The following is a 14,687-nucleotide window of genomic DNA, read 5'->3' as shown; positions in this document are numbered from 1 at the left end:
CGCAGCATGCTTGAGTGACAGCATGCGCCTCGCTCCCGTGCTCCGGTCCCTGCAGACGATGGTCCCCGACACTGTTCTGATCCAGGAGGAGGTGCGAGACGTCTTCGCCGCCCAGCCCGATATCGGGCGGTTGGCGAAGCGGATCGTGGCGACGTCGTTCAATGTGTCCGGCATCGAGACCCGGCACACGGTGCTCACCGAACTGTCGTTGAAAGCCGAAGTCGACGAACCGACATTCTTCGACAGATCATCCGGTGAACTGCTCGCTCCTGGCACCAAAGTGCGCAACGAGTTGTACACACGCGAGGCCGGCCGGCTGTTCGTCGAGGTGGCGCGCAGGGCGGTGGATGCCGACCCGGACATCACCGCCGCCGATGTCACCCACGTCATCACGGTGTCCTGCACCGGATTCCATGCGCCGGGTCCCGACTACGAGATCGTGCGCGCCCTCGGTCTGCCCGACGGAGTACAGCGCTACCACCTGGGGTTCATGGGCTGCTACGCATCGATGCCGGCGCTGCGGGCGGCGAGCCAGTTCTGCGCGGCCGATCCGGATGCGGTGGTGCTCGTCGTCAGCGTCGAGCTGTGCACGCTGCATCTGCGCTCCTCCGACGACCCCGACCTGATCGTCGCCTCCTCCCTCTTCGCGGACGGAGCGGCAGCGGGCATCGTCACCGCGCGCACATTCGACTCGGACGTGCCAGCCCTGCGCCTGGACCGGTTCCACACCGCGATCACGGAGAGGGGAGAGCAGGACATGGCCTGGACGATCGGCGATCAGGGATTCGAGATGGTCCTCTCGACCGCGGTGCCGCAGATCATCGGCGAGAGCATCCACGACGCGATCCGGCCGCTGTACGCGGAGCCCGCGCTCGCCGCGGCGTTCGAAGACGACGCGATCGGCGAGGCGGTCCAGCACTGGGCGATCCACCCCGGCGGGCGCAGCATCCTCGACCGGGTGCAGGAGAAGTTGGGACTCACCGACGAGCAGCTCCATCCCGCGCGCGAGACCCTGCGCACGAACGGCAACATGTCCAGCGCCACCGTCCTCTTCGTCATGAAGCGGATCCTCGACGAAGGGGCGCAGGACGGCGATCGGGTGTCGGCGATGGCCTTCGGTCCAGGACTCACCGCGGAGAGCGCTCTGATGACCGTCGTCGCCCCGAGGAGCCATGCCGCCTGAACTGTCGGCTCGCGCGGTGGGGCTGCGCGAGCTGATGGACGACCCTGGTGCGGATCGCCGGATGCTGGATCGCACGTATCAGCGATTCCGGCTGGTGAACGCGATCGTCTCCCGCCCAGGACTCATCTATCGGCGTGATGTGCGCCCGCGTGCCCGGCGATGCTCGATCAGCATCCTCGATGTCGGTGCCGGCGGCGGCGACCTGTGCCGTGAACTCGCCAGGCGGCTGCACCGGGACGGCCTCGATGCCGAGATCACCGCGCTGGATGCCGACCGTCGCGCGGTGAGCTGGGCCGAGTCCCATGACGATGGCGCGGGGGTGCGATACCGCTGCGCGCACACCTCCGATCTGGTTCGAGAGGGCGCCGTCTTCGATGTGGTGATGTCCAACCATCTGCTCCATCACCTCGCCGCCGATGAGCTGCAGGAGCTTCTGGCGGATACCCGTCGACTCGTCGGCGATGGTGGCCTCGTCGTGCATCACGACATCGCGCGGAGCAGAGCCGCTTATGCGCTCTTCGCCGCCGCCACGTGGCCGTTCGCCGGAAATCTTCTCGCCGGATCGTTCATTCGAGATGATGGGCTGACCAGCATCCGCCGCTCATACACCGCGCGGGAGTTGACGGCCGTGGTGCCGGCCGGATGGGCGGTGCGGCCAGGGGTTCCGGCCCGGCTGGAACTGCGGTGGGAGCGGGCCGATGCCTGACCACGACGTCGTGATCGTCGGAGCGGGCCCGGTGGGGCTGCTGCTCGGTTGCTTGCTCGCCCAGCGGGGGATGGACGTCGCCGTCTGCGAGAAGCGCACCGGAGCGGACGAGCGCAGCAGGGCGATCGGAATCCACCCGCCCGGTCTGGACGCCCTCGATGCGGCCGGGATCGGCGATCGTGTGCGCGCGGAAGCGTTGGCGCTGGAAGGCGGTGATGTGCTCAGCCGGGGACGCACGCTGGCCTCTGTCGACTTCACGCGTGATCGACCGGTCCTGGTCCTGCCGCAGCATCGGACCGGCGCACTGCTGCGCGAACGACTCGAACAGGTCGACGCGGCGGCGCTCCGGTCGGGATGCGACGCGCTCGCCGTCAGAGACGGGGACGAGTTCGTCAGGCTGACCGTCGACATCGGCGGGCACCGTCGCGAGCTCACATCATCCTTTCTCGTCGCAGCGGACGGTGTGCGCAGCGGCATCCGCGAGATGCTCGGAATCGGATGGCAGCGGCGACGCGGCACCGCCGATTACCTGATGATGGATGTCCCCGCCCCTGCCGCGGACTCTCGTGCACGTCTGTACTGCGAACCCGGAGGGCTGGTGGAGTCCTTCCCGCTCCCGGGCGGCATCCGGCGATGGGTGGTGCGGAATGCGTCGGGCGGCTCAGCAGCCGCGGCGAGTGCGCGCTGGAACGCCGCCGATCTCCGCGCGGCGATCGAGGAACGCACGGGTGTCGGGCTGACCGTCCCCGACGGCGTCCGGCCGACGGCGTTCCGGGCGGCTCAGCATCTCGCTGCCCGTACGGTCGTGGGCCGCGTTTTCCTGCTCGGGGATGCCGCGCACGAGATCAGCCCGATCGGGGGACAGGGGATGAACCTCGGCTGGCTGGATGCCCTGCGCCTCGCCGACCGGATCGAGCAATCGCTGGGGCGCGGGACGACGGGCCTCCGCGGGTTCGAACGGCGCAGCAGACGAGCTGCTCGCCGCACCCAGAGCCGTGCCCGTTTCTACATGGCGATGGGTGCTCCGGCGCAGCCTCTCGTCGTGCACACCCGAGAACTCCTGATCCGCGTGCTCGGGTCGGGCGCCGGGAACGGACGGATGGCGGACACGATCACGATGAAGGGGCTTTAGGAGCGGTAACCGTCAGGCGGATGATGGTTCGCTACGCACCGGGGTGGGAAGCGTCTCGGCGGCGACTTCGCGGACCCAGGCCGCCTTGACGGATCGCCATGCCTCGTCATCGTATCCGAGGCGCCAGTAGGGGGAGCAGGACAGACGATCCTCGGCGACGATGCCCGCGCTCAGCAGCACGCGGCGCACCGCGCGTGTTGATTCGGCCTCGCCGTGCACGAAGGCGCTCACGACTCCCTCCAGCGGGGGAAGTGCGGCCACGGCATCGGCCAGGAGGGCGTCGGGGTCTCCGCCGTCGACCGTGTGCACCCAGCGCACGGTGAGTTCGCCCGGCGAGGCGAGTGGGATCTCGTCCTCGGCCGAGCCGACTTCGGCGATGATCACCACCGGTCGTCCCTCGGGAACGGCGTCAGCGGATGCGGCGATCGCGGGAAGCGCACTGGCGTCGCCGACGAACAGATAGCTGTCGGCGTCATCCTCCGGGCGGTAGCCACCGGCCGGACCACGCAGCTGCAGCCGGTCGCCAGGCTGTGCGTGCAGCGCCCATCTCCCGGCGTACCCGACATCCCCATGGGCGACGAAATCGAGGGCCAGCCGCCGCGTCCGGGGGTCCCACGCGCGCACGGTGATCCTGCGGGCGAACGGGCGCTGGTCGCGCGGGAGCTCCCGGACCGCGTCGTCGGTGAACGGGACCTCATAGGGAGCTCCGTCGGGAAGGAAGAAGCAGTTCACGTACTGGTCGGTGTCCTCGATCGGCTCGAAGGCGTCCAGCCCGGATCCGCTGAGGACGACGCGCAGCAGATGGGGAGAGAGGAGCTCGGTTTCGACGACTTCTCCATACATGCGGTTCGGCTCGGTCATGGGATCTCCTCCGTGGGGGAACTGGGGCGGCGATGGGCAGCGGGCCGGATTGAAAACGGCCTGACTACGGATACGTAGTCAGGCCGTTTCAGCTCAGGCTGATCAGAAGTTGATCATGTGCCCGGCGAGGCCGTGGAAGCCCTCCTGCAGGGCTTCGGACAGCGTCGGGTGGGTGTGCACGTTGCGAGCGAGCTCGAGAGCCGTCAGATCCCACTTCTGCGCGAGCGTGAGCTCGGGGAGGAGCTCCGAGACGTCCGGGCCGATCATGTGTGCGCCGATGAGTTCGAGGTGCTCGGCATCCGCGATGAGCTTCACGAAGCCGACCGGCTCGCCGAGGCCATGCGCCTTGCCGTTGGCCATGAACGGGAACGACACGACCTTGATGTCGCGCCCCTCGTCCCTGGCCTGCTGCTCGGTGAGACCGAAGGACGCCACCTGGGGCGAGCAGAACGTCGCCCGCGGCATCATCCGGTAGTCGCCCAGAGTCATCGTCTCGGCCTTGCCGATGGTTTCGGCGGCGACCACGCCCTGCGCCTCGGCGACGTGGGCGAGCTGCAGCTTCGCGGTGACATCACCGATCGCGTAGATGCCCTCGACGTTGGTGCGCATGTGGTCATCGATGTCGATCGCGCCACGGTCGGTGAGCTTCACGCCGGTGTTCTCCAGGCCGAAGCCGGTGACACTCGGAGCGAAGCCGATCGACATCAGGACCTTGTCGGCCTCGATCGAGCTCTGCTGGCCGTCCTTGGCCGTGTAGGTGACGGTGACGGACGAGCCGTTGTCGACGACCGTCTCGACCTTGGTCGAGGTGAGGATCTCAACGCCGAGCTTCTTGTACTGCTTGGCGATCTCCTTGGAGACGTCCGCATCCTCGTTGGGGAGCGCACGGTCGAGGAACTCGATGATCGTGACCTTGACGCCGTAGTTCGTCATGACATACGCGAACTCCATGCCGATGGCGCCGGCGCCGACGACGACGATCGATTCCGGCAGCTCACGCGAGAGGATCTGCGCCTCGTAGGTGACGACGTTGTCGCTCAGCGTCACGCCGGGAAGCAGGCGCACCGTCGAGCCGGTGGCGATGATGGCGTTGTCGAAGGTGACCTCTTCGGTCGTGCCATCGGTCTTCGCGACCGAGATCGCCTTGGGGCCGGTGAAGGTCCCGCGACCGTCGTACTCGGTGATCTTGTTCTTCTTCATCAGGAAGTGGATGCCCTTGACGCGACCGTCGGCCACCTCGCGGCTGCGATCCCACGCCTTGCCGAAGTCGAGCGTGAACTCACCCGAGATGCCGAAGAACTCGGCCTTGTGCTTCAGGGTGTGCGCGAGCTCTGCGTTCTTCAGAAGAGCCTTGGAGGGGATGCAGCCCACATTGAGGCAGACACCGCCCCAGTACTTCTCCTCGATGATGGCAGTGGACAGGCCGAGCTGTGCGCTGCGAACGGCGGCGACGTATCCGCCAGGACCCGCGCCGAGAACGACGACATCGTAGTGTGGCATGCCTCAAGCCTAGCGCGCTGAGGCGTCGTCGGAATCGGATGCAGCGCCCCTGCGACGGGCCCTCGAGACCATGACGGCGACGACCGCGCCGCCGAGCCCCGCGACGACCACGGCACCGATGATCCAGGGCAGAGCGTCCAGGAACGCATCGCCGTCCGCGGGAGTGCCCTCGGTCGTCGCGGTGGCCGGCGGGCTCTGCTCGGCCGACGGCGTCTCCGAGGGGGCGGGGGCGGTGGTCGGCGCTGCGGTCGGTTCCGTGAGGGTGCTCGTGGCCACGGTGAAGGAGAACTCCCCGTCTGTCGGATGGCCGTCGCTGGAGACGACCTTCCAGATCACGTGGTAGACGCCGGCGTCCGCCTCGGCCACCAGCGGCAGGGTGACGATCGCGCCGTCGACGGTCGCTGCTCCGTCGGTCACAGATCGGCCGGCGGCATCCGTGACCACGACTTCCGTCGCCCCTTCGCCGTCGATCAGCTTCGCGCTGAAGGTGAGCGTCAGCTCGGCTGGCAGCGTCTCCACCGTCGTATCGGCGGCCGGACTCGATGCCTGCAGGCTGTCGTGCGCGGATGCCGGTACCGGAGTGCCCAGCACCAGAAAAGCCGCTAACAGCGTCGCGGCGAGAGCGAACGGGGCGGTGAGCGGGACAGCGGGGCGGTGGCGAACGGTCGTGTGCACCTGGTCAGCCTATGAATCTCCGGTATGTGCGGGCTGAGTGCGAACCCGACCTCCCGCGGCGCCCCCGGCATCGGATAGTCTGGACAACGAGGAGGGCCACTGTGACAGACAGCGAGAGCCGATCGGGCGGGGAAGCGATTCACCGTTCCGGCGAGCAGAAGCACGATGTAACGCAGACGTTCGGGCATGATTCCGATCTGTCGTTCGTTCCCTTCGGGGCGGAGCTGACCGAGGTCGAGCAGTCCGCGATCGCGGCGTTGCCCGCCGGATCAGCGCTACTGCTGGTGCGCTCCGGCGCACTCGCCGGCGCCCGCTACCTCCTCGACACCGACGTCACGACGGTCGGTCGTCACCCGGAGGCGGACATCTTCTTCGATGATGTGACCGTGTCGCGTCGTCATGCTGAGATCACTCGCAACGGCTCGTCCTTCGAGATCATCGACCAGCGCTCGCTCAACGGCACCTACGTGAACGGGGAGCGAGTGGACCGCAGTGCACTCGTCGACGGTTCCGAGTTGCGGGTCGGCAAGTTCCGGCTGAACTTCTTCCTCTCATCCGTCGACCGCTCGGCGGCGAACGGCTGATGGCGGCACCTCACGCCCGCGAACGCTCAGCGTCCGCGGGTCTTCTGAGCATCGGTCAGGTGCTCGCGCGGCTCACCCCGGAGTTTCCGGAACTCACCTCCAGCAAGCTGCGCTTCCTCGAGGTGCAGGGCATCGTGACGCCCTCGAGAACCGAGTCGGGCTACCGCAAGTTCTCGCAGGCGGACATCGAACGGCTGCGCCTCGGCCTCGTGCTGCAGCGCGACCACTATCTGCCGCTCAGCGTCATCCGGGAGCAGCTCGACGACGCCGAGACGAATGGCGGAGCCGGAGCGGCTCTTGCACCGCCGCCCTCGATCACGCCTCCGCCGCGACGCTACCGTCGCGGCGAGTTGCTCTCCGCGGCCGGTGCAGGCCCGCAGCTTCTCAACGACGCGATCAGCACCGGCGTCATCACAGCGTCCGAGACATATCCCGAAGCGACGGTCGCACTGCTCCGCGGTCTCGTCGCATTGGATCGGCACGGCATCGAGCCTCGGCACCTGCGTTCCATCCGGCAGGGGGCAGAACGCGAAGTGGCGCTCATCGAATCGGCGATGTCCGCGCTGCTGCGCCGGACGGATGCCATCTCGCGCGCCAAGGCGAGCGAGATGGCCCCGGAGCTGGCCACCAAGATCGACGAAGTGCGCTCGCTGTTCGTCAAGGATGCCCTCTCGCGAGTGCTTTCGTAACGAACTGATTGCGACACACCTGCACCGAAGTGCAGATGTCATTGCTGCTGCTGGGGCACTGCTCTAGCGTGGAGGTAACGGCTCCAGGGAGGATTTCAGATGAATGCGGATGAGCTTTCAGGCGACCCGCAGTTCGTGTCCGAACTCCTCTTCACGGACGGTCTGCCCGCCATGGATGATGAGGTCGGCTATCGCGGTGCGGTCGCCGCACGCGCAGCCGGGATCACGTACCGCCAGCTGGACTATTGGGCGCGCACCGAGCTGGTAGTTCCCACCGTCCGCGGCGCCAGCGGGTCCGGTTCGCAGCGGCTCTACGGCTTCCGCGACATCCTGGTCCTCAAGCTCGTCAAGCGACTGCTCGACACGGGCATCTCGCTTCAGCAGATCCGTACGGCCGTCGACCAGCTTCGCGCTGCCGGCATCCGCGATCTCGCCGGGACCACGCTCATGAGCGATGGTGCGTCGGTTTACCTCTGCACCTCGAACGACGAGGTCATCGACCTGGTCAGCCGCGGTCAGGGCGTCTTCGGCATCGCCGTCGGGAAGGTGCTCCGCGAAGTGGAGTCGACGCTCGTCGAGTTCGATCCGACGGCACCGGACCCGGTCGACGAACTCTCGGCTCGCCGAACCAAGCGTTCGGCGTAGTCTCCGACTCGAAAGAGAACGGCCACCCTCGCGAGAGGATGGCCGTTTTTATTCTGCGTTGGTTGTCAGGACTGGGTGCCCGTCTCGGAAACCGTGATACGACCGGTGCGGATGATTCGATCGAGCAGCGAGTCGAAGTCCGCGGCGAGTTCCTGAGCGGAGTCGCCCGGCCAGATGTGCAAGGGTTTCGCGGCGCCCTGCGCCTGCTGCAGCGAGGTACGCTCCGGAAGCTGCGGGGCGAGCACGAGAGGCCCGAACATATCGCGCAGTTCCTTGATGCGGAACTGGTGCTCGATCGACTGCGGGCGCACCCGGTTCACCACGATGCCGAGCGGCTGCAGACGAGGGGAGAGTCCGCGACGGATCTCTTCGATCGCGCGAAGGGCTCGATCGGCCGCCGCGACCGAGAACAGACCCGGCTCGGTGACGACCATGACGCGGTCGCTCGCAGCCCAGGCCGTGCGGGTGAGGGCATTCAGCGACGGGGCGCAGTCGATGAGCACGAGATCGTAATCGGCTTCGACCGCGGCGAGGGCTTCTTCGAGCTTCCAGACGTCGCGGACGCTCGGATGCGGTCCGTCGAAGTTGATCGCCGAAGGGCTGCCGATGAGCACGTCGATCGTTCCGGGGTGGACCTTCGCCCAGCCGCTGGAGGTGATCGCCTGGCGGACGATCTTCTCCTTCGGGTTCGCCAGGACATCAGCGATGTTGAGCCGGCCGGCAACCTGGATATCCATGCCGGTTGACACATCGGACTGCGGGTCGAGGTCGACGACGAGGGTCCGGACGCCTCGGGCGAAAGCCGCTGAGGCCAGGCCGAGAGTCACGGTCGTCTTGCCGACACCGCCCTTGAGAGAGCTGACGCTGAGTACGTGCACGGACTCCACGTTACCTTCCCCTAGGCTGAGGAAACACTCAGCCCCGCCCCATGTGCGACGAAAACGCCGCACGTCGAGCTCTCAGAGGTGTGCATGTTCCAGAAGATCCTTGTGGCCAATCGCGGCGAGATCGCGATCCGGGCCTTCCGCGCCGCGTTCGAGGTGGGAGCCAGGACGGTCGCTGTCTTCCCCTATGAGGACCGTGGATCCCTGCATCGCCTGAAGGCGGATGAGGCCTACCAGATCGGGGAGCGCGGCCACCCGGTGCGCGCCTACCTCGACGTGGACGAGATCATCCGCGTCGCCAGGGAGTCCGGCGCCGACGCGATCTATCCCGGATACGGCTTCCTGTCGGAGAACCCGGAACTTGCGGAGAAGGCTGCGGCGAACGGCATCGTCTTCATCGGGCCGCCCGCCCACGTCCTCGAGATGGCGGGCAACAAGGTCGAAGCGAAGCGGCACGCCATCGAGGCCGGAGTTCCGGTGCTGCGCTCGACCGAAGCATCCGACGACATCGATGCCCTCGTCGCGCAGGCCGACGACATCGGCTTCCCGCTTTTCGCCAAAGCCGTCGCCGGTGGCGGCGGGCGTGGGATGCGCAGGGTCGCGTCGAAGGGCGAGCTCGCTCCGGCGCTGGCCGAAGCGATGCGCGAGGCCGAGAGCGCCTTCGGCGACGCGCGGATGTTCCTGGAGCAGGCGGTCGTGCGCCCGCGCCACATCGAGGTGCAGATCCTCGCCGACAAGACCGGTGAGACCGTTCACCTGTTCGAGCGCGACTGCTCGGTGCAGCGCCGCCACCAGAAGGTCGTCGAGATCGCTCCGGCGCCGAACCTCGACGACAGCATCCGCACGGCCCTGCACGGTTATGGTGTGGCGTTCGCGCGATCGATCGGCTACGAGAACGCGGGCACGGTGGAATTCCTGCTGGAGACGGCGGGGGAGCGAGCGGGCGAAGTCGTCTTCATCGAGATGAACCCGCGTATCCAGGTCGAGCACACGGTCACCGAGGAGATCACGGACGTCGACCTCGTCCAGACCCAGATGCGGATCGCCGCGGGCCAGACGCTCGCAGAGCTCGGTCTGCAGCAGGAGCTTCTGCACGTGCGCGGAGCCGCACTGCAGTGCCGGATCACGACCGAGGATCCGACGCAGGGATTCCGTCCGGACACGGGCAAGATCACCACTTACCGTTCGCCCGGCGGCGCGGGTATCCGCCTGGACGGCGGCACGACCGCCGCCGGTTCGCAGATCAGCCCGCATTTCGACTCGATGCTGTCCAAGCTCACCTGCCGCGGGCGCGATTTCCCCGCAGCGGTCGCCCGTGCCCGCCGAGCGCTGGCGGAGTTCCGCATCCGTGGTGTCTCCACGAACATCGCGTTCCTGCAGGCGCTGCTCGAGGACGAGTCGTTCATCGCCGGCGATGTGAGCACCTCGTTCATCGACGAGCGGCCCGATCTGCTGCGCGGCCGAGTGTCCAAGGACCGGGGCACGAAGATCCTGAACTGGCTGGTCGATGTCACGGTCAACAAGCCGAACGGGGCTCATCCGGGTGCGATCGACCCGGTGACCAAGCTTCCGGCGATCGACCTGGATGCTGTTCCGGCACCGGGTTCGCGGCAGCGACTGCTCGAACTCGGCCCCGAGGAATTCGCCAGGAGCCTTCGAGCGCAGACGGCACTGGCCGTCACCGACACGACGTTCCGCGACGCGCACCAGTCCCTGCTGGCGACGCGAGTACGCACACGCGACCTGGTCGCGGTCGCCCCGCACATCGCCCGCCTCACCCCGCAGCTGCTCTCGGTGGAGGCCTGGGGCGGTGCGACCTACGACGTCGCACTGCGCTTCCTCGGCGAAGACCCGTGGGAGCGACTGGACAAGCTGCGGGCGGCGTTGCCGAACGTCGCTATCCAGATGCTTCTCCGCGGCCGCAACACCGTGGGCTATACCCCTTACCCGACGGCCGTGACCGAGGCGTTCGTCGCCGAGGCAGCGGCCAGCGGCGTGGACATCTTCCGCATCTTCGACGCGCTCAACGACGTCGATCAGATGCGCCCGGCGATCGAAGCCGTCCGCGCCACCGGCACCGCCATCGCCGAGGTCGCGCTCTGCTACACGGGCGATCTGCTGAATCCGGCGGAGGACCTCTACACACTCGACTACTACCTGCGCCTCGCCGAGCAGATCGTCGACGCGGGCGCCCACATCCTCGCGATCAAGGACATGGCGGGACTCCTCCGGCCCATGGCTGCGGCGAAGCTCGTCAGTGCGCTCCGCGAGCGCTTCGACCTTCCGGTGCACCTGCACACCCACGACACGCCGGGTGGACAGCTCGCCACTCTCCTCGCTGCCAGCGCGGCCGGCGTGGACGCCGTGGATGCGGCATCCGCACCCCTCTCCGGTACCACGAGCCAGCCTTCGCTCTCGGCCCTGATCGCGTCTCTGGCGCACACCGATCGCGACAGCGGCATCTCGCTCGACGCGGTATCGGACCTCGAGCCGTACTGGGAGGCGGTCAGACATCAGTATGCGCCGTTCGAGTCCGGTCTTCCCGGCCCCACCGGTCGGGTCTACCACCACGAGATCCCGGGCGGTCAATTGTCGAACCTGCGCCAGCAGGCCAAGGCGCTCGGGCTCGCCGACGATTTCGAGCTGATCGAGGACATGTACGCCGCGGCGGATCGGATCCTCGGTCGCGTTCCGAAGGTCACGCCGTCGTCCAAGGTCGTCGGCGACCTGGCCCTGCACCTCGCCGCCGTCAAGGCCGACCCCGCCGACTTCGAGGAGAACCCGGGGAAGTACGACGTTCCGGATTCCGTCGTCGGCTTCATGGCGGGCGAGTTGGGCGAACTGCCAGGGGGATGGCCGGAGCCGTTCCGCACCAAGGTGCTCGCCGGCCGCGAGATCCGCATCGGGGTCAGCGAGATCTCTGCGGATGACGAGACGGCGCTGGCGGGCGACAGCGCCAGCAGACGTGCTCGTCTGAACACCCTGCTGTTCCCGGCTCCGATGCGGGAGTTCTCCCAGATGCGGGAACTGTTCGGAGACCTGTCGGTGCTCGATACCAGCGACTACCTGTACGGGCTGGTCCCCGGGCAGGAGCACGTCATCGAGATCGACCGCGGCGTGCAGCTGTTCGTCGGGCTCGAAGCCATCGGCGAAGCGGACGACAAGGGCATGCGCACCGTGATGACGACGCTGAACGGTCAGCTGCGTCCGGTCTTCGTCCGCGATCGCTCCATCGTCGTCGACGTGCACCAGGTGGAGAAGGCCGACACGTCGATCGCGGGCCACATCGCCGCGCCGTTCTCCGGCGTGGTGACGCTGAAGGCGGAGGTCGGAGCATCCGTTCGAGCGGGTGAGCCGGTCGCATCGATCGAGGCGATGAAGATGGAAGCAGCGATCACCGCACCCACCGACGGCGTCGTGGAACGTCTCGCGATCTCCTCCCCGCAGCAGGTGGATGCGGGAGATCTTTTGGTCGTCATCCGCCCAGCGCACTAATCTTGTCCGGGCGGGCCGCGCACCCGAGGCCCGCACAAGCTTGGAGCGACATCGTGACCCCGAAGAACTTCGACGACCCGCTTGCGGACGATTCGCGGGGGGTGCTGGATGACGCCGCGTCTTTGGACACGACGGGGATCGGCATCCTCGGCGGCACGGCTCAGGTGAGCGTCGCGCTGCCCAAGGACGATGAGGACGACCTCGCCGACGACGGTGTCGTCGAGGGCGAGATCGTCACCAACCTCATCGTCGACGACGTCATCGTCGACGAGACGCCGTTCGAGGATGCGCGTGCCATCGGCCGCATCCACGCCGCCGACATCATCATCGAGATCCCTGCCGAGCCGGAGGCTGCGAGCATCTCGGATGCCGAGGAACAGCGAATCGAGACGGAGCTCGTCGAGGAGTCTGTCGAGACGGAAGCGGTGGAGGAGCCGGCCGTCGAGGAAGCCCTCGATGAGGATGACATCGTCGAGGACTCGGCCGTCGAGGACTCGGCCGTCATCGAAGACGTCCTCATCGAGGATGCTGTCTTCGAGGAGCCGCTCCTCGAAGAGCCGGTCGTCGAGGATGCTGTCGTCGAAGAACCCGTCGTCGAGGACGACGCCGACGCCGGGGCCGCCGATACCGACGCCGATACCGAGGCCGCTGCCGCTGCACAGTTCCTTGCCCAGGCGCGCGCCGACCTGGCGGCATCCGCAGTGTCGGCGGCATCCGTCCGACCGCTGACCGCCAAGAAGGAGACCCCTCTCGTGGACACCTCGAACGACAAGGCGATCGCCGCGCAGCCGTCGCGCGCCGCGGTACGCAACGACGTCACCCTGACCTCGAAGCGTCTGGACGATCTCGGTGAGGCCGCGCGGGAGAGCGCCGATCTGCTCACCGCCGATCGTCTCCTCGATCCGCACCAGGTTGCCAAGCCCGAGCCGGAGGGGGCATGGAGCCACCTCCTCTACACGTTGTCCGGCCGTCGCATCAACATCGGCGATGGACGTCGCGCGCGTGAGCGCAAGGCTCTTACGACGAGGATCTCGGCTCCCCTCGCCGGCGGTGCTCGGTTCGTGCCGGTGCTCTCGCGCAAGGGCGGCGTCGGCAAGACCACCATCACGGCGCTGCTCGGCATGGCACTGGCCGATGCCCGCGAGGATCGCGTCATCGCGGTGGACGCCAACCCCGATCGTGGCACGCTGGCGGATCGCATCGTCCGCCCGAACCACAGCAAGTCGGTCCGTGACCTCGTCCGCATCCACGACGAGGTCAGGGGCTACCACGACATCTCCGCGATCGTCTCCCGTGACGCCACGCGACTGGACGTTCTGGCGTCGGATGCCGACCCGCGCATCGCCGAGGCCTTCAACGACAGCGACTATCGCGATGTCGCCGATGTCGCCGCGCACTACTACTCGCTCGTGCTCACCGACACCGGCACCGGCATCGTGCACTCCGTGATGTCGGCGACCCTCGATCTCTCCGACCAGATCGTCGTCGTCTCCGGGCTCAGCGTCGATGAGGCGCGGCTCGCCTCCGAGACGCTGACCTGGCTGGAGACGAACGGCTACGCCGAGCAGGCGCGCGAAGCGATCATCGTGCTCAATCAGTCCACCCCCGGCGCTCCGCTGGTGCGCCTGAACGAACTCGAAGCGCATTTCGCCACCCGGGCGAAGCGTGTGGTGCGAGTGCCCTACGACGCTCAGATCGCCGGTGGTGGCACCATCGTCTTCGCGAACCTGAGGCCGGAGACTCGTCAGGCGGCTCGCGAACTCGCGGCGCTCCTGGTCGAGGGCCTGCGCGCCAAGGCCGCCTGATGGCCGTCCGTGAGATCCGCGTGTTCGGCGACCCCGTCCTGCGCACCGTCTGCTCCCCGATCGAGCAGATCGATGACGGCATTCGCGCGCTCGTCGCCGATCTGGTGGAGACTGTCGAGCTGCCGGGACGTGCCGGCGTCGCAGCCCCCCAGATCGGATTCGCCGTCCGCGCCTTCAGCTACAACATCGACGGCGATATCGGGTACGTGCTGAACCCCGTCCTCACCGAGGTGCGCGGTGACGCCGTGCCGACAGGGGAGGGATGCCTGTCCGTTCCCGGACTCTGGCACGACACGCCTCGGCATCCATGGGCCCGCGTCGAGGGGATCGACCTCGACGGCAACCCGGTCGTCCTGGAGGGCGAGGGTCTGCTCGCCCAGGCGCTGCAGCACGAGACCGATCACCTCGACGGCAAGCTCTACCTCACGCGTCTCGATCCGGAGACACGCAAGGTGGCGATGCGCGAGGTGCGCGAGAGCGCCTGGTTCTGAGCAATGATGAAGGCCCCCGCAGAATCTGCGGGGGCCT

The 14,687-nt window shown here is 67.6% G+C and carries 13 protein-coding genes; 9 read left to right on the top strand and 4 right to left on the bottom strand.

The features are described 5' to 3' along the window. The first annotated feature begins 22 nt into the window (after window positions 1-22). From MRBLWH12_RS06955 to MRBLWH12_RS06945, 3 genes are read left to right on the top strand one after another with little or no spacing between them, the layout of a single operon-like run. Window positions 23-1,183, top strand: coding sequence for a type III polyketide synthase (locus MRBLWH12_RS06955; protein ID WP_363551315.1), 1,161 nt, complete (start codon window positions 23-25; stop codon window positions 1,181-1,183). Next, a complete protein-coding gene (locus tag MRBLWH12_RS06950; protein WP_363547513.1) occupies window positions 1,173-1,889 on the top strand; it encodes a methyltransferase domain-containing protein in 717 nt (238 codons plus the stop codon). The genes MRBLWH12_RS06955 and MRBLWH12_RS06950 overlap by 11 nt, the downstream gene beginning before the upstream one ends. Beyond that, a complete protein-coding gene (locus MRBLWH12_RS06945) occupies window positions 1,882-3,021 on the top strand; it encodes an FAD-dependent oxidoreductase (RefSeq protein WP_363547510.1) in 1,140 nt (379 codons plus the stop codon). The genes MRBLWH12_RS06950 and MRBLWH12_RS06945 overlap by 8 nt, the downstream gene beginning before the upstream one ends. A 12-nt stretch (window positions 3,022-3,033) precedes the next feature. Here MRBLWH12_RS06945 and MRBLWH12_RS06940 read toward each other — a convergent pair whose 3' ends face one another. From MRBLWH12_RS06940 to MRBLWH12_RS06930, 3 genes are all read right to left on the bottom strand, one after another. Next, window positions 3,034-3,882, bottom strand: a complete 849-nt coding sequence (locus MRBLWH12_RS06940) for a siderophore-interacting protein (RefSeq protein ID WP_363547507.1) — start codon at window positions 3,880-3,882, stop codon at window positions 3,034-3,036. A 102-nt stretch (window positions 3,883-3,984) separates the two neighbouring features. After that, complete coding sequence (lpdA, locus tag MRBLWH12_RS06935; protein ID WP_341974336.1) at window positions 3,985-5,382, bottom strand: dihydrolipoyl dehydrogenase; 1,398 nt, start codon at window positions 5,380-5,382, stop codon at window positions 3,985-3,987. A 9-nt stretch (window positions 5,383-5,391) separates the two neighbouring features. After that, complete coding sequence (locus MRBLWH12_RS06930; RefSeq protein ID WP_341974337.1) at window positions 5,392-6,057, bottom strand: copper resistance CopC family protein; 666 nt, start codon at window positions 6,055-6,057, stop codon at window positions 5,392-5,394. 101 nt (window positions 6,058-6,158) lie between these two features. Here MRBLWH12_RS06930 and MRBLWH12_RS06925 point away from each other — a divergent pair, with 101 nt between their 5' ends. From MRBLWH12_RS06925 to MRBLWH12_RS06915, 3 genes are all read left to right on the top strand, one after another. Continuing rightward, window positions 6,159-6,641, top strand: coding sequence for an FHA domain-containing protein (locus MRBLWH12_RS06925; protein WP_341974338.1), 483 nt, complete (start codon window positions 6,159-6,161; stop codon window positions 6,639-6,641). Continuing rightward, complete coding sequence (locus MRBLWH12_RS06920; protein ID WP_341974339.1) at window positions 6,641-7,330, top strand: MerR family transcriptional regulator; 690 nt, start codon at window positions 6,641-6,643, stop codon at window positions 7,328-7,330. Before MRBLWH12_RS06925 ends, MRBLWH12_RS06920 begins: the two co-directional genes overlap by 1 nt. 99 nt (window positions 7,331-7,429) lie before the next feature. After that, window positions 7,430-7,975: a MerR family transcriptional regulator gene (locus MRBLWH12_RS06915; RefSeq protein WP_363547502.1), complete on the top strand. Its 546-nt coding sequence runs from the start codon at window positions 7,430-7,432 to the stop codon at window positions 7,973-7,975. A 65-nt stretch (window positions 7,976-8,040) separates the two neighbouring features. Here the strand turns inward: MRBLWH12_RS06915 and MRBLWH12_RS06910 are convergent, their stop codons facing one another. Continuing rightward, window positions 8,041-8,853: a ParA family protein gene (locus MRBLWH12_RS06910; protein WP_341978387.1), complete on the bottom strand. Its 813-nt coding sequence runs from the start codon at window positions 8,851-8,853 to the stop codon at window positions 8,041-8,043. 93 nt (window positions 8,854-8,946) lie between these two features. Between MRBLWH12_RS06910 and MRBLWH12_RS06905 the strand changes: the two genes are divergently transcribed. The 3 genes from MRBLWH12_RS06905 to def are packed head-to-tail and all read left to right on the top strand — an operon-like array spanning window position 8,947 to window position 14,650. Further along, entirely contained in the window at window positions 8,947-12,354 is a 3,408-nt protein-coding gene (locus MRBLWH12_RS06905) for a pyruvate carboxylase (RefSeq protein ID WP_363547499.1), read from the top strand. A gap of 53 nt (window positions 12,355-12,407) precedes the next feature. Then, entirely contained in the window at window positions 12,408-14,159 is a 1,752-nt protein-coding gene (locus MRBLWH12_RS06900) for a MinD/ParA family ATP-binding protein (protein ID WP_363547496.1), read from the top strand. Next, window positions 14,159-14,650 (top strand): peptide deformylase, encoded by a 492-nt coding sequence (gene def, locus MRBLWH12_RS06895; RefSeq protein ID WP_341974342.1) that lies wholly within the window; start codon window positions 14,159-14,161, stop codon window positions 14,648-14,650. The genes MRBLWH12_RS06900 and def overlap by 1 nt, the downstream gene beginning before the upstream one ends. Window positions 14,651-14,687 lie beyond the last annotated feature (37 nt).

This window comes from Microbacterium sp. LWH12-1.2, assembly GCF_040675825.1.
Lineage (GTDB): Bacteria > Actinomycetota > Actinomycetes > Actinomycetales > Microbacteriaceae > Microbacterium.
This window is presented reverse-complemented; position numbering and strand designations above follow the sequence as displayed.